Here is an 18,296-nt window from a genome sequence, read left to right as displayed (position 1 = left end):
GTATTGAAAACACTTATCGCACTGAAGAAAAAAAGTCTTTTTCTGCTATTAGATCAACTTTATGAAAATTTCAACAACATTTACATAACAAATACTAGGGCATATGCCTATATTTGATTGCCTGAAGGTATCGTACAAAATCGATACTTTGGTAATACTTACAAAGGGTTCAGAGGCACATGCCATACCTGGACATTAGACTTCATTTGAAAACGGTTAGAAATGGCAAAATTCATCGAATTAAATACAGAAAACATTTCTTCAGAACATATTTGTTGTGCCATATCGGATAAGAAATGTGCAGATAGTTATCACGCAAAGAAGGATTGGTTAAAAAAGGAGTTTAATAACGGTTATGTTTTTAGGCGACTTGATGAAAGAGCTAAAGTTTTTATAGAGTATGGACCCGCCGAAAATGCCTGGGTTCCAATAACTGCCCCCAATTACATAAACGTTAATTGTTTTTGGGTATCAGGTAAGTATAAGAAAAATGGGTACGGAAAAGCCCTTTTGCAATCTGCAATTGAAGATGCGAAAAAACAAAATAGAAATGGACTCATAACTGTAGTAGGAACAAAAAAATTCCATTTTATGAGTGACACCAAATGGCTATTGCGACAGGGATTTAAAGAAATAGAAAAAACATCAAGTGGTTTCAGTTTGCTTGCATTAAAATTCGACGATAATGCTATAAACCCTAAATTCAATAACTCGGTAAAAAGTGGTGCATGTCCAGACAAGAAAGGAATTGTTGTTTATTATTCAAACAGATGCCCCTTTGCAGAATTTCACGCTATGAACTCGTTGGCTGAAACTGCAGAAAAAAGAAATCTGCCATTGAAAGTAATCAAGCTCAAAACAATGGAAGAAGCCCAAAAGTGCCCTAGTCCTGCCACCATTTTTAGTCTGTTTCTAGATGGTAAATTTATGACCAACGATCTAAGTGTCTGCATGGATAGCAGATATGACAAAGTGATTACTAAATCCAAAAAATAAAAAACAGGAGCTTAACAATGTATACGCTTTAATGCTTGGTAAACGCTTTCAATATGCATATACTACCGTGAGCTATTACAACCCGATTAAGTTTAAAACAAATACAGAAATGAAAAAAATAGCTTTTATACTTACATTTTTACTATGTCTTGGATGTAAAAACAATCATCCCGTTTCAGATACCGATCAAGGGAAAGAAAATGGTCATGAGCAACATAAAGAGAAGCCATCGAAACCTGGTGCCGCTAATGAGCATATGCACCGATCTTCTGTTAAAGATTTAATCGAACGATTTGAGTCCCCAGAGAGAGATGCCTATCAACACCCTCAAAAAGTATTGGAGTATTTGGGCGACATACAAGGGCAAACCATCATGGATATAGGAGCCGGTTCTGGCTATTTCTCTGTAAAATTAGCAGAAAAAGGAGCAACAGTCATTGCTGCCGATGTCGATGAGGAGTTTCAAGAGTTTCTAAAAAATAGAATCACAAAAAACAATCTAAAGAACATTGAAACCCGCAAAATTCCCTACGACTCTCCTAACTTAACAGAAAATGAGGCCGATATGGTGTTCATTGTTAATACATACCATCATATTGAAAACCGCCCGACATATTTCACCAAAGTAAAAAAGGGCACAAAACCCAACGGAACGTTGGTTATTGTTGATTTCTTTAAAACCGATACTCCTGTAGGTCCTCCCGCAGACCACAAATTATCTATCGATGTGGTTGTTAACGAATTAAAAAAAGCAGGGTATACGGCTTTTACCGTAAACGTAGATTTGCTTCCGTATCAATATATTATTAAAGCAAAGTAACGTTATTATGTATAAAAGACAGCTGCTCGATACACATGAACACCATTAAAACACATTTGGGTGAGCCATTGCACTTAATACAATAAATCATATAGCCATGAGGTAATTCTACTAAATCTTTTTAGCTGTTTTAAAATGAGAGAAATAGAAAAAATTTGGCTAGAAACGGGCTATAAGTGTTTTGCTTATAACGGTCCAAAAGAACTTAAGGTAGAAAGATTATCCAAAGAAATTGGAAAAAACAAATCTTCATTTTACCATTTATTTGCTGATTTAGAAGTTTTTACAGAAAATTTATTGGAATTTCACTTAAGGCGTGCAAAAATGGTTTCAAAAAAAGAGTCGAATGCAAGAAGTGAGGAGGAATTGATATCAATCATCATCGAACATAAAATCGACTTGCTTTTTAATCGTCAATTAAGAGTACACAGAGACAACCCAGGGTTCAAAAAATGTTTATACCGTATAAATCAATTTTCAATTCAAGGACTAATGCCTGTATGGGAAAATATAGTTTCATTATCGGGGAATAGTCCCCTAGCAAAAATGGTTTTACATCTAAGTTTGGAAAATTTTTATCTTCAAATTACCGATGAAACATTAAACGAGACCTGGTTAAGAAAATACTTCGCAGATATTCGTAAGATGGTGCGTCTTTTCCAACTATCAAAGGATAATTAGAATAGACGGAAGCGTCTAAAGTTTAACATTAAGAGTCGTTAACTTTGTAAAAATATTCCATTACAAATGCAGACAAAAGGATTACATTTTTTAATACTCTGTTTGACGTTATTCATTAATCAAGGCTGTACCATGGTAAAAATAAAAATAAGCGAAAAAAGAAATCCTATTCCGCAACAAGTGTCTATTGGAGAAAATATAACGCTAACAACTTGGGGGACAATCAAAGTGAATAAATCACATTTTTTTCCTTCGAGTTTTCAACTTAAAATTGATGACAAGGTTATTTATATTGATCCTGTAGGAGTTGAAAACACAGAGAAAGCAGATTACATTTTAATCACTCATGCCCATCCAGACCACTTCTCCTTCAAGGATATTAAAAATCTTCTAAACGCTGAAACGAGGATTGTTTGTTCAAAAGGAGTTTCAAAAAAATTAAGTGATGTAAAAAATCAAATACAAATTGTAAAACCTAAAGAGCAATTACAATTCGAAAAATTTAGCATTCAGGCAACTTTTGCATACAACACAAAATCGGTTTTTTTATGGATCAAAGCGCATCCCAAATCTAAAGAGAATGTAGGTTATATCATTACATTGAAAAATGGTTTTAGCATTTACCATGCAGGTGACACAGACTATATTAATGAAATAAAAGAACTTAGCGATATTGATGTTGCTTTGGTTCCAATTGGAGGTGACAATTTAACTATGAATACAGAAGAAGCTGCTGAGATTATAAATAAAATTAAACCCGAAATTGTTATTCCGATGCATTATGAAATCAAAAACCACGAAGAATTGAATAGGTTTGAAACTTTGATTAACAAAAAAACCAGGGTGATTAAATTAGATTAGGAAAGTTGACCAAAAAAATTAGAATGGCGATATGACAATTCAAGATCTAGGATATAATGACAATTTCGAAAAAGCAAGAAGTGAAAATGATCTTGAGAATTTTGAAATTGGACGTGTAGTGGCCCAGCATAAAGAAAGATACATTGTCAAGAATGAAAAAGGCGAATTTGAAGCCGAGATTACAGGAAATTTAAGGTTTTCGGCCAAAAGTCGTGAAGATTTTCCTGCCGTTGGCGATTGGGTAGCATTACTAACTCAGGATTACGATTTTGCACTTATTCACAGTATCTTACCACGATATTCTGTTCTTTCCCGACAGGCAATTAACAAGTTTGGTGAGTTGCAGATCATTGCTAGCAATATCGATTATAGTATCATTGTACAATCAGTCAACAGGGATTTTAATATTAATCGATTGGAAAGATATTTAACGCTTTGTCATGCTTCCAAAATTGAACCTATAATTGTCATTTCAAAAACCGATTTAACAAATGAGCCCCACTTGGATAATTTGCTTAAAAAAATAAATGCCAGAGTAAAAAATATTCCTGTCATTCCCCTGAGCAATAAAACTAAGGTCGGGATTAATGAATTGAAAAAGTTACTTTATAAAGGAAAAACATATTGCCTTTTAGGTTCATCGGGCGTTGGAAAATCCTCGCTTATAAACAGTTTGAGCGGAGAAAATCTAATGAATACCGACGATATTAGTAAAAGTACAGATCGGGGCAAACACGTTACAACACACCGTGAGTTAATTCCATTGATAAACGGTGCGATACTTATTGACAATCCCGGCATGCGCGAAGTTGGTATTGCAGATAGTCCAGGTGGACTAGAAAGTACCTTTGAAAAAATATATGACCTGATGCAAGATTGTAGATTCTCGGATTGTACCCACACCTCAGAAAAAGATTGCGCGGTAAAATTGGCAATCGAAAATGGAGAAATACACGAATCCTACCTTGAAAACTATTTGAAAATGGAACGAGAAAAAACACACTACGAATCGACTATTGCAGAAAAACGAAGGAAAGACAAAAACTTCGGAAAAATGATAAAACATTATAAGAAGACAAAGAATCCAGATAAGTACTAATGCGCCAGATAAGTCTGGAAACGTTGCCAGTTTGTTAGTTCACCTCTACTTCTCTTTATTTCTAATACAAACTAAAGGCTAGTTTGCAACTTGTGTCCCATACATTACTTTTTTAATGGCACCAGAAACATTCTGGCGCCAGCAAAGGGGTTTTGAATCTTTTTTCCATACATCACATTGGTAAACATTGTACTTCTATATCTTATGCCATTCCTTATACCACGGCGCCCCGTAACCAAATTACCTCTCCACAGCAGTTGATCAGGCCTTCACGTAACCATACATACCCGTCCCGGGAGGTACCTCACCGCCCTGGGAGGTTGCCAGGTCATTTCTGGGGCAGTACATAGGCTTCCCGGGCTCCGGGAAAGACTTTGAAGCCTACGGGAAGGTGTTTGCAAGTGCTGTGGGATAGGTTGTTGGTGCTGTGAGACCAAATAATTGTTACGGGAAACGTATTGCGAGCTCCAGGAAAGCGGTTGTACCCTCCGGGAAGACATTGTTATATGCTGTGGAGCATACAAAAGGTTACAAAGACACTATTTTAAGAACTAAAATGAAGAAAAAAATCCCGGGACCTAGTGTAAAGGTCCTAGGATTGTGATTGTAGTATACAGAATGATGATTTCTATGCTTGGGATACGTTTTGTCTTCGAAGATCAATAAGCATATTGGCCATTTTTACTTCGTTGGTCGCTATGGTGTTTAACACCGCTACTTTTTAATTAAAATTTTCTGTCGACATACTGCCTTGTTTTAATTAATTATGATTTACGAGTGCAAGAATATGCCAGGCTAGTGTCATTTTTTGAAAAAAAGAGGCAACTGTGGAAACCCGTAAAAATATTTGATAGGAATTATTGATTTTTGGGAAATGTATGGTAATTACATTCTATCTGTAGAATATATGTACTAACACATATATTCCTACGTTGTCAATAATTTGAAAAAAAATCGATGAGCGAATTAAGTCAAAAAGAATTGGAAGTTTTTACTTCAAAAGCAAGAGCTGATAAAGCAATCAACTCATTGAAAGGAATCTTACTTGGAATAAATTTAGACAAACAAATAAATGAAAAGGAAATTAATGAACTGAAAAAATGGGTAGAAAACCATTACAGTTTAATAGATCGAAATCCTTTTAAAGAATTTATGACAATCATTAGCGAAACAGTTTCGAACAATATTTCCGCAACAGAAACAATAGAAGATTTATTTTGGCTTTGTCAGAAATATGAAAATGACAACTATTATTACAACGCTGTGACAACTGACTTACAAACCTTGCAGGGAATTTGTCATGGAATTTTGGCAGATGGAATAATAAATGAGAAAGAGGTCCGAGATCTTGAAAAATGGCTTGAGCAAAATACTCATTTAAGCACCTACTATCCTTACGATGAAATTAGGAGTTTAATGCTATCTATTATATCAGATGGAATAATTGAGGAAGAGGAAATTTTGATTTTAAAAGCGTACCTAAATCAATTTGTAAACATAGAAAGTAAAGAGATTGCTAAGCAAATTGACAAAGAAACTGCTAACATAAATATTTCGGGACATTGTACGAGCGACCCAAATATCGAATTTGACGGAAAGACTTTTTGCGTAACAGGAATTTTAAAAAGTGGAAATCGGTCTGAATTAGAAAGTTTAATTTCAGATTTAGGCGGAATACCAACAAAAACTGTTTCAAAAAAAACTGACTATTTAATTGTTGGGGATAATGGAAATCCAGCTTGGGCATTTGCGTGTTATGGACGGAAAGTGGAAAAAGCTTTAGAAATGAGGAAAAGCGGACATCAAATCTGTTTAGTACACGAATTTGATTTTATGGACGTAGTAGAAGATTTTAAATAAAGACTATTGGTAAATATGGTATAAGTAATTGCTTAGTCCTATCTATTTTTGAAAATCCCGGTAGATTTTCAGGTTGACAAATCTTTATAAAGTAAGTACTAAGTAACACAACTAAATATTGCCGAAACGTAAGCAATTAAAATAAATGAAAATGAAAAGAACTCTTTTACTATTGATCATTTCTCTGATTACAAATTTTAGTATTAATAGTCAAGAAACTTACAAAGTTGGTAATACCGAATATTACTACGGACAATATTATTCCACTACTGGAAAACCTCTTGTAAAAAGAAGTGAAGCTAATAAAAAGAAGTTTTTAAAATCATTAGGTTACGATGAAATTCCCTATGGTTATGAAATTGACCATATAAAACCTCTTTCTGAGGGAGGAACAGACGACCCCAGTAATATGCAATTATTGACTATCGAACAGCATAAAAGAAAAACAGCACGAGAAAGGGCCAACAGAAGTAATTCCACCTATAGATCAACGACACAAAAGTATTATTCAAATTCAATTTATAATAGTTCAAATTCAACCTATTCACGAATTGACAATAATGGACGAACAATTTATACTGGAAATAGAGGTGGAAAATATTATATAAATAGTAACGGAAAAAAGGTTTATGTAAAACCAAAAAAAAGTTCATCAAATAACTATTATTCGACCCCAACTTATTCTTCACCTATCTATTCAATACAAAGCAATTCATCAAGCAGATCTATTCAAACGGGACCAAGGGGTGGAAAATATTATGTTAATTCGAACGGGAATAAAACTTACGTAAAGAAAAAGAACTGATAAAAACTGTTTTACAATAATTGCAACAAGTAATTGCTTGTTTTAATCTACTTGTGAAAATTCTCGTAGATTTTCGGTTTGGTACTTGTTTGCAAAGCTATATACTAATCGAATATAACTACTAACTACTCATAGTCTAGACCATTGGCACTAATTTATACCTAGTAACGGGTATTGATTTGATAGCAAATCAAATTTAACTTATCCCATCAAAAATTAACATATTATGAATACAAAAACTCTATTACTAGCTATCTTATTTATAGTTATTTATAGCTGTAAAAATGAAGAAAAACAAGATTTCGACTTCGGAGACGAACTAGAACTGAATAGTTTTATCGAAAAATTTTCAACAAAAAGTATTGAAAGCTTTGCCGTCGATTCTTTACTAACAACTTCAACTACACCAAAAACTCGCGCCGAACTGGAAGGAATGAGAACAGTTGTAAAAATTTATGATGGAAAACAAAATGCAGGAATTAAGGTTCCTGGTTTCGGTGGTTTAACTCTTGGTAGAAAACAATCCAATATGAATGTATATTTTGTGGAAACAAAGATTGTAGAGACACCGACGGATACAACGGTTTATGGGATAGGGTATTCTATTCATTATCTATTCAGTAAAGTAAAAAGAGGGATTGATATCACAAATCTTGCAAGCGTTGCAGCTTCTGCTCAACTTCAAAGTAATAAAACATCTGTTTCATTCAGTCTTCAATCATTTGGAATTGTTGGTAAAGATTTAGGAAAATTCTTTAAACCAGAGGTTAACAGCAACTTCGATGTGGACGGTTTTGGTGTTATTCAATCTAAAATAGATGGAATCCATAATGTTATAACCGACTCTATTTTGGCTTCTAGAACAAAATTTACTCCTGAAAAATTATACTTTATTTCTTCCGAAGATTTGAGAAATTAACAGCACACGATTCTCATCAAAATACCTAAACAAAATGAAAAACATATACAATCCAGTTTTTATCCTTTATCTCCTTTTGTTTAACAATATTCTTTTAGGTCAAGAATTAAATTGTACCCCTGATCCCAATAATAGAGAACAAATTATTGAGGATAATGTTCCGAATTCATATACCTGTTATATGGAAATGAAAAGAGGTTGGACAGGGAGAAAATTGGGTACAGGAATGTTAATTCACCCAAGAGTTGTTCTTACCGCTGGACATAATACGGCATATTACTTATTTAGTAAATCTTTTCCTTATATATTTTCTTCAGTTACAAACGTAGATATGTATTTTGGCTCAATTGATAAAAACAATTATTTAATTAAAACTTCCGTAAAGCTAAAAAATAAAAAAAATAAGTTTTACAATAAGGGTTATTGGCTTAAAGGAACTATAAATAAGGACTTCTCTATTATTATCCTCCCCGATTCAACAGTTTACAAAAAAGTTGGTGGTCATTATAAAATAGAACCTATTTCAGATACTTCTCAATTGGGAGAGTTAATAACATTAATAGGTTCTCCGGGTGATAAAAATAAAAATGAAATATGGACAGAGTCGACTAAAAATTTTAAAATTAATGGAAATAAGTTATCCTATGATTTATTTACGGAAGTTCGAAATAGTGGGTCCCCAATATGGATAAAAAACACATTTGGCTATCAAGTAATTGGGGTTCATTCTCGAAAAGATTATGGTTGCAATGCCTCTGTTTTGATAAGCCAAGAAGTATATGATAAAATTATAGAGTGGTGTTCATCGGCAGGAATTAACCTGTAATAAAACTATAGCCGACTCGGCATAGATTATACCATCTGAAACAGTGACTATATATCAATATGTCTAAAAAGTTTATAGATAGTATCTCAGAACTACTGAAACAAAAAAGCTCTGAAACCAAATTCAGAGCTTTTCATGAAGAGCCGATAGAGGGACTCGAACCCACGACCTGCTGATTACAAATCAGCTGCTCTAGCCAGCTGAGCTATATCGGCAAAAGCGGTGCAAATATAATTTCTTAAACCATATTTGCAAATACTTTTTTTAAAAAAATTATAAAGCGTTTACTTTTTCTACCAGTGTCTTTGCCGTTTTTTCTAAATCGGTGCGAATGGCTTTAAAATGTTGTGAAGCATTTTCTACATCACGCTCGTTTACTCTTGCGATCAAACCATCAAAAGAGGTAATGGCTTCATCGATAATCGCTTCTCCTGCTTTGGTATCTTTTCCTGGGTTATCTAGTTCCCACACATATACTTCTTCTATAATATCGCCTAATACGTAGTTGATATCTTTTTTAAGGTCTCTTTTATTTGCCATATCTTATGTTATTTGGTACAAAATTAATGTTTTCGATCAAACCGCAGCCAATTCTTTTACTTTGGCTATGGCTTTGCCTAAATGTTTTGAGGCATTAAGGCTATTAAATTTTAACTGCACTACCCCATCCTTATCGATCACAAAGGTTTCTCTGCCTGGTAATAACCCCAGTAGCTCTGCTTTTACCCCAAATAGTTTTCTAAGGGTATTTTTGTGGTCTGATAAAAATAAAAAGGGTAGTCTATACTTGTTTTTAAATCGAGTATGTGATTTTATACTATCAGAGCTTATCCCGATCACCTCGGCACCCAAATCTTTAAAATCGGCATAGCTATCTCTAAAATCACAGGCTTCTTTGGTACAACCGGGTGTAAAGTTTTTGGGATAAAAATAAATGACTACAGGTTTTACACCAATGATACTGTTACTATCAAAATCATTGCCCTGGTCGTCTTTTACGGTAAACTGTGGTACTTTGTCCCCTACTTTTAATCCCATGTGTTATTGCCCGTTATAAATTACAAAATTGCGTGGTGTTTCATACAAGGTCACTTCGATATCATATTTGGGATCTAGTTTGGCACGCAAGCGGTTCCAGATCACTACAGCAATATTCTCTACCGTAGGATTTAGATTCTCAAACTCTGCTACTTCTTCATTCAGGTTTTTATGATCCATATAGTCTTCGACTTCGGTTTTGATATGATCCTTTAAAATCTTAAGATCAATCAAATACCCGGTTTCGGGATCTATGTGTCCAATTACCGCAACAATGAGTTCGTAATTGTGACCATGGTATCTTGGGTTATTGCACTTGCCAAACACCTGCTCGTTTTTTTCATCGCTCCAATCTTTTCGATACAAGCGATGTGCAGCATTAAAATGAGCCTTTCGGCAAGCTTTTATTCTCATAATGTAATGTGTGAATAGAATTTATCAAAAATGATCTTAAACCACGCGGTATAGATTTCTGGTCGATCACTAATATCTTGTTTTACCGCTTCTACCGGCATCCATTTCCAATCGGCCACCTCATCGGGGTTAATCACCGGATCGTCTTCATAGGTACCAATAAGTACATGATCAAACTCATGCTCGGTAAGCCCGTTATCAAAGGGTGCTTTATAAATAAACGAAACCGAATCTTTGAGCGCAGTGGTAAATCCCATCTCTTCTTGCAATCTGCGGGTGCCCGCCTGGATGTTGCTTTCACCATCGCGTTGGTGACTGCAACAGGTGTTGGTCCATAATCCCGGTGAGTGGTATTTATGCAACGCGCGCTGCTGAAGCATCAATTCATTCTTTTGATTAAGAACAAATACCGAAAAAGCACGGTGCAATACTGCCTTTTCATGGGCCTCGAGTTTTGGCATAAGGCCTATTTGTTCATCATTTTCGTTTACTAAAATGACTTTCTCTTCTTCTTTCATTAATTTTTTTGTTGATCCAAAATTACAAAATCGTACCAGTAAATCCCCTATGCATTCTATTGTTTTTAACATTTGAGGTTATAGGAATATAAAAAGATAACCTTGATAAACAAAATATAGTATGTATATTCAAAAAAACACCTCATATAGGTAAGGTGTTTCTTAAATATATATAGTTTCTGAAGCAGGTATTCTTATTTTACAATAATAAATTCGCTTCGTCTATTAAGCTGATAGTCTTCTTTTTTACATCTGGTACCGTCTACACAGTCATTGATTGGTTTGGATTCTCCATAACCTTTTGCGGTCAATCGATCTTCAGCAATTCCTTTTTCGATCATATAAGCTACTGTAGCTTGTGCTCTTTTTTCTGAAAGCATTAGGTTATAATTGGCATCACCGTGACTATCTGTATGGGATCCTACTTCGATTTTCATCTGTGGATGCTCATTCATGATCTCGATCACCTTGGCCAGTTCGATGGCTGCATCACTGCGTATATAAGATTGATCAAAATCGAAGTAAATTGTTTTAAGCGATAGTACTTCGGCCAGATCATCACCAAACGTAGCGGGTTTTACCTGCTTCTCTAGTGCTACAGGAGTATCGATAGTTTGCACCCCATTAGGCGGAGTATTTACCAATTTTTCTTCGGTGATATACCCTTCTTTTTCGGCTCTTACAAAATATTGTGCTGTACATGCTACTTTTGGATATGTATAGGTACCATCTTCACCCACTACAACACTTTGTATTAACGTATTGCTACTATCAAAAAATGAGACTTTGGTCCCGGGAAGCAGTTCGTTGGTATCCTTATCTGTAATCAATCCTTCAATAGAAATTTCGCAAGGTCTTCTAAGCTCTTCTTCTTCCAGGAAACTGTAAATATCATCACTTCCTGCACCTTCTTCTCTATTAGACGAAAAATACCCTCTTTTTGAGGTATCGTCTACAATAAAAGCAAAATCATCTTTTGGACCGTTTACGGGTTTCCCAATATTTACAATCAAGGCTTCTTCTTCGGTTTGAGGGTCAAGCCGGGTGACATACACATCGAGTCCTCCTAATCCCGTATGACCATCGGAAGCAAAATACAGATCATTATTTTGGCTTACAAAAGGAAAAGTCTCTTTTCCTTCGGTATTAATTTTCTCTCCCAGGTTTTTGGGTTCTCCAAAACTTCCGTCTCCATTAATTGCAACTTCATAAAGGTCAGAAAGCCCTTGTCCGCCAGGCATATCAGACGAAAAATATAAGGTTTTCTCATCGGGGCTTAACGCTGGGTGCGCGGTAGAATATTCATCATTATTAAATGATAAGCTTTCTGGGGTTGTCCATTTTCCCTTGTCATTTTTTTGCGCTCTATAAATCTTCAATTTAATGGTCCCTTGATTATCTTTTCCTACCTTCCGCTTATTATAATTATTGCGGGTAAAGTACATTGTTTTTCCATCTTTTGTAAATACCGGCGTTGATTCATGAAAATCTGAATTAATGACGCGGCTCAATTTCTCAACTTCTCCTAATTCTCCATTTTCTGGGTTATAATTGGCTTGAAACAGATCTAGAAAAGATTCATCATTCCATTGATGAACATTTTTTCTCATGATCAACGTGTCTCTTGAAGAAGCAAATACCACAAAATCTCCATAAAAAGCGGTTCCAAAATCTGCAAAAGGAGAGTTGATCGAAGCATTCTCAACTTTAAACCTTCCTGATTGAAAATCGATTCTTTCCAGATAATCGGGCTGGTCATTATACAATTTAACCCTTTGATCATTTTCAACAAGCTGAGTAAACTTGTCCATAAATACATCGGCTTCTTTGTATTGCTTCATAGCCTTTAGCGTTTGTGCATATCTGAAGTAATATTCTGGTTCGATATCGTTTGGATAGGTATCCAGTACTTCTTTGTACCACTTATTTGCGTCTTCAAATTGGCTATTGAAATAATAACTATTGGCAAGTTTTTTAAGAATATCAGCGTCTTTGTAGCCTTTCTCTATGATTTTTAGATACGTTTTTTGTGCATCAATATACTCGTATCTGTCGTACTGGCTTTTTGCTTTTTCTACTTTTTTGCTTTGGGCATAAAAACTATGGCTCAATAAGAGCGTTAAGAACAGTAATACTACTTTAAGTAAAGATTTCCCCATATTATAATCTTATCAATAAAAATGTCTTTAAAAGAAACGTGGTGTTAGCATTCTATTATATTTTTTGAAAAGTTCAAAACGTAACATCACTTCGTAACTTCCATCGTTAAACTGGGTTTGACCCAATTCTGTTGTTTCTCTATCATACGCGAACCCAATCATCATAGAGTCCGACACCTGAAAGCCAGCCAATGCACTAACTGCTGCATCCCATCTATAGGCCAAACCAAGGGTCAAGCGATCATATAACAAAAAATTTGCCGAAAGATCGACCTGCAACGGTGCTCCGAAAACCAATTTGGTAAGTACTGCAGGTTTAAATTTCACTTCGGTACTTAGATCAAATACGTGGCCTGCGATTAGGTAATAGTTTATACGTTCTTCGGCCAGAAAACTAATTGCCGTGCTGCTATCATCGGTTGTACTCTCATCAAAATGATCTGTTTCCAGTAAGTTTGGTGCACTTAAACCTAAATAAAACTTATCGGTATGGTAATACACCCCAATACCTACATTAGGACTAAACTTATTATCAATATTGTTCTCGAATAGATTATCATTACTATTAAACTGGGTTAATTGCTGAAAATCGACATTTAATAAGTGTCCACCAGCTTTCAAGCCAAAACTTAACTTTCCATACTCTGAAGTGGGTATGGTATACGAAAAATCTATATTAATGTACGTCTCATCAACGGGGCCAATCTCATCATTAACTACAGATAACCCAAGTCCTAAGCGTTCACTATCACCAATAGGTGTATTTACTGTGAGTGTTTGAGTTCTGGGGGCTCCATCTAACCCAACCCATTGACTTCGATGAAGTCCCATTATGCTCATCACACCACGACTACCAGCATAAGCAGGGTTTACACTTATCGTATTGTACATGTATTGGGTGTATTGCGCATCTTGTTGGGCATAGCCTCCCAACCAAAATAGGCTAAACAACGATAGTATACATATAATCTGTAATTTTTTATTCATGGTTATTTGATTTAGGGTACAACAAATATATACATTTCTATATCTAATTCTTTTTTACTCTATACGTTATATTTCTATTGGTTATTACAGTAGGTATTCGTACTACAATATCAATTGTTGCCAAATCGCAATTACCTGGGTTAGCCGTTTCGCAAATTTGATAGGTAATTGTGTAAGAACCACCAGGTACTCCAACCGGAATCGTAATAGTACCATCAGAATTTATAGCAACCCCCGTTAAACCTCCATCATTAGTAATACTTGGAGTTACATCAGAAGAACCAATGGTAGCTCCATTTAAGGTATCATTATTAAATACACTAGCGGCCGAAGTACTTCCAGGTATTATTGGAGCGCTCTTGAAATCATCATCCACGGCATCTAAAAAATTTGTATAGAATTGGCTATTACAGTTTAAAAAGATTCTGGCATCTTCCAAAAAGATATTTTTGGCTCCTGCTGTAAGGGATAATGTATTTATAATATTACCATCAGAATCATAAACCTGTGCTGTCCCTAAGAAAGGGTTATAATATACTACTGTTCCCGAGTCTGAAGCCATGCTTCGATTTACTGGGCCAGTAAAAGAAACACCTATCTGAATCAGAGAGGGTTCATTCATGTCCCATAATTCAGTAGCGCCGGTTACTGAATTATATAAAACAGTTGAATTTCCTTCGGAAGATAACTGATTAAAACCAGCAGCTCTGGTTGTAGAATCGATTAAAGTTTCTACAGTTCCATTTGTTTCATACAAAGATAATAGGCCGGTGGCTCCATCATACAAGGTAATTCTTGGACTACCGCTATTATTTTCAATTCCCACCAAAGATCCTACAGGAGCAGTAAATGTATCGAATAGAGTCCCGTATGGTGCAGTATTTCCTGATAAATCATAAACACCAACACTTCCATCGGTTCCATCATAAACAACTGCAAAACCATCCTCTGCTACAAAACTTGTTCCTCCCGCAATCGCATTAAATGTGCCTAGAACGGCACCATTACTTCCATTAATTACAGTAACTACTCCCGACGCTCTATCATAATAATAAGCCGCCGAAAAACCTCCTTCAATATCATTATTAAAGAGCTGATCAGAAAGTGGGTCCGCCGCATTGTAAGTATTCAACAATGTTCCAGATATGTTGTAATGATTTGTATTCGGGCTTAATGAGCAGGAAACGTCGGAAACCGGAATTTCTACAACAATAGTAACGTCGGCCGTATCACAATTTAATAGATTTCCGGTTTCGCAAATTTGATAGGTAACCGTGTATATTCCGGCGTTTGTATTAGCAGGTACTGTAATCATTCCATTGGAATCTATACTTACTCCTGCGAGGCCTCCATCATTAGCAATACCTGGGGTAACATCAGAGGATGTTACGGTTGCACCATCAATAGTATCATTTACGTAAACTGAAGTTGTACTACCAACAGCGTCATTAATTATTGGATTGCTTGTAAAATTATCGTTAGTTGCAACGATAACAGGCGATGCTATACAATTATTACTATTACCTAAATTAGAATAATCAAAGCTTCCATTGGTAATTTTATCAATAAATATTTGATTTATTGCAGAATTAGCTAAACCAGGTGTTCTATCAGCCAAAGTTGTAGTTTTGGTAAAGTTAGTAACATCTTCCCAATCACCACAACCGAAATAGAAAGTAGCCCTCGTACCACTACCAGTACCAGCATTAAATGAAGGATTGCCACTAATTGGAAAAGTAGGTTTAGGATCTCCGGCCATATCTGCTACGTCTCCATAAGAAAAACCATGATAAAAAGTACCATCTGGCATTCTGGTTTGCATCACATCTCCCCCATTTCTAAGTCCTATCGTGGTCCAACTTATTGGCGATACTGCGGTACAGGGAGAGTATGTAGGGTCACTTGACGAAGGCAAGGTATTGCATCCACTTAGCGAACTATCAATACTAGGAATTACATAAACACCATCATTATTAGAATCTGTAAGGTCGTCAGGAGGTAAAACACCGGAATCGGGATCACCGTTATTATAAATTACAATCAAAGATCCAGGAGGAATACTACTGTACGCACTTCCCAGAATTATATGTCCAGATGCAATCCCAACTCCAGAAGTACTTCCGTCAAAATCGCCATTATTATCATCAATAATCCAACCAGTAAGATCTACATTTGCTGTGGGATCTGTTGAGTCTCCGATCACCAAAAGTTCAACCCATTCTTTAGCCCCACCATCACCATTAGAAACTTCGTTAACAATAATACCAGGACTTTGCCCATAAAATATATTTAGGCACAAAAAGAAAAGTACACAAAGTAAATTTTGAGGTACTGGTTTTATTTTATAGGATAACTTGCCATAAAAACTTATTTGGAAATATCCATAAGTTCTTGACAGTGGGGTATTTTTTTTCATAAACCAACAGTTCTCACTACCTGCAAAAAAACAATACAATAATAATTTTGCAGCATTTATGACACTCAAAATCTTGAGGGCACCTGTAAATTACGAAATATTACAATAATTTTAACAAATAGCACTTCTAATTTCCTTTAAAAAGCACAAAAAAACCGATTTAAGGCATTTTTTATCGACAAAATGGCGATTTATTCATCAAATCAACCAAATTTCAACATTGCAAGACTATTATGTCTTATCTGCTTTTTTACTATTATATTTGCAACCTCATTATAAAATTATCATGAAGTTTACAGACGAAATTGGAAGAAGGAGGACTTTTGGGATTATTTCTCACCCTGATGCCGGAAAAACAACGTTGACAGAAAAACTATTGCTGTTTGGAGGAGCTATTCAAGAGGCTGGTGCAGTAAAATCAAATAAAATTAAAAAAGGGGCTACCAGCGATTTTATGGAAATTGAACGTCAAAGAGGAATTTCTGTGGCTACTTCAGTTTTGGCCTTTGAATATCAAGACATAAAAGTAAATATTTTAGATACTCCGGGTCACAAGGATTTTGCAGAAGATACTTTTAGAACTTTAACAGCGGTTGATAGTGTTATTGTAGTAATTGATGTGGCAAAAGGTGTTGAGGAGCAGACCGAAAAATTGGTGTCTGTATGCCGTATGAGAAACATCCCTATGATTGTGTTTATCAACAAATTAGACCGAGAAGGAAAAGATGCCTTTGAGTTGTTGGATGAAGTTGAACAAAAATTAGGATTGACCGTTACGCCTCTAAGTTTTCCAATAGGTATGGGATATGATTTTAAAGGGATCTATAATATCTGGGAGAAAAATATTAATCTTTTCAGCGGTGACAGTCGTAAAAACATAGAGGAAACTATTGAGATCTCTGATTTATCCTCTCAAGAGCTTAATACTACTATTGGTGACGATGCTGCTGATACTTTACGTGAAGAACTTGAATTAATCGAAGGGATCTATCCTAAGTTTGATCAAAACGCCTATCAAACGGGCGAATTACAACCTGTATTTTTTGGATCTGCATTAAACAATTTTGGAGTAAGAGAATTGCTCGATTGCTTTATTACCATTGCTCCTCCACCTAGGCCAAAGGAAAGCGATGTTCGCTTGGTAAAACCCGAAGAGAAAGATTTTACCGGGTTTGTATTTAAAATACACGCCAATATGGATCCTAAGCATAGAGATCGCTTGGCTTTTGTGAAAATAGTTTCGGGAACTTTTGAAAGAAATGTTCCTTATCTACATACCAGACACAATAAAAAACTTAAATTTTCTAGTCCCAATGCTTTTTTTGCCGAAAAGAAAGAAATAGTAGATGTTTCTTATCCTGGAGACATTGTAGGATTACATGATACTGGAAATTTCAAAATTGGGGATACACTTACCAAAGGTGAAGTACTACATTACAAGGGAATACCTAGCTTCTCGCCAGAACACTTCAGATATATTAACAATGCAGACCCCATGAAATCCAAACAGTTGGCCAAAGGAATTGATCAATTAATGGATGAAGGAGTTGCACAGTTGTTTACCTTAGAATTAAACGGAAGGAAAGTAATCGGTACGGTAGGAGCACTTCAGTATGAAGTAATTCAATATCGATTAGAGCATGAATATGGCGCAAAGTGTACCTATGAAAATTTAAATGTTCATAAAGCCTGTTGGGTAGATCCAGAAGATGAAACTAATGAAGAGTTTAAGGATTTTAAACGGGTAAAAAGTAAATTTTTGGCCAAAGATAAACAAGGGCAACTAGTGTTTTTGGCAGACTCGTCATTTAGTTTACAAATGACCCAACAAAAATATCCTTCAATCACGTTTCACTCTACCTCAGAGTTTTAGATTGATATATTTATTACATACAAA

Annotated in this window: 17 protein-coding genes and 1 tRNA gene; 10 read left to right on the top strand and 8 right to left on the bottom strand. The window is 35.3% G+C overall.

Annotation, left to right across the window (positions count from 1 at the left end; all coding sequences use genetic code 11):
• Positions 1-222 precede the first annotated feature (222 nt).
• The 9 genes from U6A24_RS15555 to U6A24_RS15515 all read left to right on the top strand — a co-directional run bounded on the left by U6A24_RS15555 (position 223) and on the right by U6A24_RS15515 (position 8,867).
• Positions 223-996, top strand: coding sequence for a GNAT family N-acetyltransferase (locus tag U6A24_RS15555; RefSeq protein WP_324180910.1), 774 nt, complete (start codon positions 223-225; stop codon positions 994-996).
• A 109-nt stretch (positions 997-1,105) separates the two neighbouring features.
• Positions 1,106-1,816 carry a class I SAM-dependent methyltransferase gene (locus U6A24_RS15550; protein ID WP_324180909.1) on the top strand — a complete coding sequence of 237 codons (711 nt, stop codon included), beginning with the start codon at positions 1,106-1,108 and terminating at the stop codon, positions 1,814-1,816.
• Between the two features lie 135 nt (positions 1,817-1,951).
• Positions 1,952-2,497, top strand: a complete 546-nt coding sequence (locus U6A24_RS15545; RefSeq protein WP_324180908.1) for a hypothetical protein — start codon at positions 1,952-1,954, stop codon at positions 2,495-2,497.
• Between the two features lie 132 nt (positions 2,498-2,629).
• Positions 2,630-3,358 carry an MBL fold metallo-hydrolase gene (locus U6A24_RS15540; protein WP_324180907.1) on the top strand — a complete coding sequence of 243 codons (729 nt, stop codon included), beginning with the start codon at positions 2,630-2,632 and terminating at the stop codon, positions 3,356-3,358.
• A gap of 31 nt (positions 3,359-3,389) precedes the next feature.
• The gene (gene rsgA, locus U6A24_RS15535; RefSeq protein ID WP_324180906.1) at positions 3,390-4,457 is read left to right on the top strand and encodes a ribosome small subunit-dependent GTPase A; all 1,068 of its coding nucleotides are present in this window, start codon (positions 3,390-3,392) and stop codon (positions 4,455-4,457) included.
• A 957-nt stretch (positions 4,458-5,414) separates the two neighbouring features.
• Positions 5,415-6,317: a BRCT domain-containing protein gene (locus U6A24_RS15530; RefSeq protein WP_324180905.1), complete on the top strand. Its 903-nt coding sequence runs from the start codon at positions 5,415-5,417 to the stop codon at positions 6,315-6,317.
• Between the two features lie 151 nt (positions 6,318-6,468).
• On the top strand, positions 6,469-7,122 hold the full coding sequence (locus tag U6A24_RS15525) for an HNH endonuclease (RefSeq protein ID WP_324180904.1): 654 nt from the start codon (positions 6,469-6,471) through the stop codon (positions 7,120-7,122).
• A gap of 226 nt (positions 7,123-7,348) precedes the next feature.
• A complete protein-coding gene (locus tag U6A24_RS15520) occupies positions 7,349-8,041 on the top strand; it encodes a hypothetical protein (protein ID WP_324180903.1) in 693 nt (230 codons plus the stop codon).
• A 34-nt stretch (positions 8,042-8,075) separates the two neighbouring features.
• Positions 8,076-8,867 (top strand): trypsin-like serine peptidase, encoded by a 792-nt coding sequence (locus tag U6A24_RS15515; RefSeq protein ID WP_324180902.1) that lies wholly within the window; start codon positions 8,076-8,078, stop codon positions 8,865-8,867.
• Between the two features lie 141 nt (positions 8,868-9,008).
• Here U6A24_RS15515 and U6A24_RS15510 read toward each other — a convergent pair.
• From U6A24_RS15510 to U6A24_RS15475, 8 genes are all read right to left on the bottom strand, one after another.
• Positions 9,009-9,082, bottom strand: a tRNA-Thr gene (locus U6A24_RS15510).
• 58 nt (positions 9,083-9,140) lie between these two features.
• Entirely contained in the window at positions 9,141-9,407 is a 267-nt protein-coding gene (locus U6A24_RS15505) for a hypothetical protein (RefSeq protein ID WP_324180901.1), read from the bottom strand.
• A 36-nt stretch (positions 9,408-9,443) separates the two neighbouring features.
• Positions 9,444-9,905, bottom strand: coding sequence for a peroxiredoxin (locus tag U6A24_RS15500; RefSeq protein WP_324180900.1), 462 nt, complete (start codon positions 9,903-9,905; stop codon positions 9,444-9,446).
• A 3-nt stretch (positions 9,906-9,908) separates the two neighbouring features.
• On the bottom strand, positions 9,909-10,319 hold the full coding sequence (locus tag U6A24_RS15495) for a 6-pyruvoyl trahydropterin synthase family protein (RefSeq protein ID WP_324180899.1): 411 nt from the start codon (positions 10,317-10,319) through the stop codon (positions 9,909-9,911).
• Positions 10,316-10,837 carry an isopentenyl-diphosphate Delta-isomerase gene (gene idi, locus U6A24_RS15490; RefSeq protein ID WP_324180898.1) on the bottom strand — a complete coding sequence of 174 codons (522 nt, stop codon included), beginning with the start codon at positions 10,835-10,837 and terminating at the stop codon, positions 10,316-10,318. Before idi ends, U6A24_RS15495 begins: the two co-directional genes overlap by 4 nt.
• A 194-nt stretch (positions 10,838-11,031) precedes the next feature.
• Positions 11,032-12,996: an OmpA family protein gene (locus tag U6A24_RS15485; protein ID WP_324180897.1), complete on the bottom strand. Its 1,965-nt coding sequence runs from the start codon at positions 12,994-12,996 to the stop codon at positions 11,032-11,034.
• A gap of 27 nt (positions 12,997-13,023) precedes the next feature.
• The gene (locus U6A24_RS15480; RefSeq protein WP_324180896.1) at positions 13,024-13,983 is read right to left on the bottom strand and encodes a PorP/SprF family type IX secretion system membrane protein; all 960 of its coding nucleotides are present in this window, start codon (positions 13,981-13,983) and stop codon (positions 13,024-13,026) included.
• A gap of 43 nt (positions 13,984-14,026) precedes the next feature.
• Positions 14,027-16,399, bottom strand: coding sequence for a hypothetical protein (locus tag U6A24_RS15475; protein ID WP_324180895.1), 2,373 nt, complete (start codon positions 16,397-16,399; stop codon positions 14,027-14,029).
• A 286-nt stretch (positions 16,400-16,685) separates the two neighbouring features.
• Here U6A24_RS15475 and U6A24_RS15470 point away from each other — a divergent pair, with 286 nt between their 5' ends.
• Complete coding sequence (locus U6A24_RS15470; RefSeq protein ID WP_324180894.1) at positions 16,686-18,272, top strand: peptide chain release factor 3; 1,587 nt, start codon at positions 16,686-16,688, stop codon at positions 18,270-18,272.
• Positions 18,273-18,296: the final 24 nt, after the last annotated feature.

Origin of the sequence: Aquimarina gracilis (assembly GCF_035285365.1) — a bacterium.
GTDB classification, from domain to species: Bacteria; Bacteroidota; Bacteroidia; order Flavobacteriales; family Flavobacteriaceae; genus Aquimarina; species Aquimarina gracilis.
The sequence above is the reverse complement of the archived record's forward strand: the minus strand, read 5'-3'. Positions and strand labels throughout refer to the sequence as shown.

Coding starts and splice junctions, on each gene's coding strand:
- U6A24_RS15540 (WP_324180907.1), top strand. CDS start 2,630: ATGGTAAAAATAAAAATAAGCGAAAAAAGAAATCCTATTCCGCAACAA.
- U6A24_RS15525 (WP_324180904.1), top strand. CDS start 6,469: ATGAAAAGAACTCTTTTACTATTGATCATTTCTCTGATTACAAATTTT.
- U6A24_RS15520 (WP_324180903.1), top strand. CDS start 7,349: ATGAATACAAAAACTCTATTACTAGCTATCTTATTTATAGTTATTTAT.
- U6A24_RS15545 (WP_324180908.1), top strand. CDS start 1,952: ATGAGAGAAATAGAAAAAATTTGGCTAGAAACGGGCTATAAGTGTTTT.
- U6A24_RS15485 (WP_324180897.1), bottom strand. CDS start 12,996: ATGGGGAAATCTTTACTTAAAGTAGTATTACTGTTCTTAACGCTCTTA.
- U6A24_RS15555 (WP_324180910.1), top strand. CDS start 223: ATGGCAAAATTCATCGAATTAAATACAGAAAACATTTCTTCAGAACAT.
- U6A24_RS15500 (WP_324180900.1), bottom strand. CDS start 9,905: ATGGGATTAAAAGTAGGGGACAAAGTACCACAGTTTACCGTAAAAGAC.
- U6A24_RS15515 (WP_324180902.1), top strand. CDS start 8,076: ATGAAAAACATATACAATCCAGTTTTTATCCTTTATCTCCTTTTGTTT.
- U6A24_RS15530 (WP_324180905.1), top strand. CDS start 5,415: ATGAGCGAATTAAGTCAAAAAGAATTGGAAGTTTTTACTTCAAAAGCA.
- U6A24_RS15550 (WP_324180909.1), top strand. CDS start 1,106: ATGAAAAAAATAGCTTTTATACTTACATTTTTACTATGTCTTGGATGT.
- idi (WP_324180898.1), bottom strand. CDS start 10,837: ATGAAAGAAGAAGAGAAAGTCATTTTAGTAAACGAAAATGATGAACAA.
- U6A24_RS15480 (WP_324180896.1), bottom strand. CDS start 13,983: ATGAATAAAAAATTACAGATTATATGTATACTATCGTTGTTTAGCCTA.
- U6A24_RS15505 (WP_324180901.1), bottom strand. CDS start 9,407: ATGGCAAATAAAAGAGACCTTAAAAAAGATATCAACTACGTATTAGGC.
- U6A24_RS15475 (WP_324180895.1), bottom strand. CDS start 16,399: ATGAAAAAAAATACCCCACTGTCAAGAACTTATGGATATTTCCAAATA.
- rsgA (WP_324180906.1), top strand. CDS start 3,390: ATGACAATTCAAGATCTAGGATATAATGACAATTTCGAAAAAGCAAGA.
- U6A24_RS15495 (WP_324180899.1), bottom strand. CDS start 10,319: ATGAGAATAAAAGCTTGCCGAAAGGCTCATTTTAATGCTGCACATCGC.
- U6A24_RS15470 (WP_324180894.1), top strand. CDS start 16,686: ATGAAGTTTACAGACGAAATTGGAAGAAGGAGGACTTTTGGGATTATT.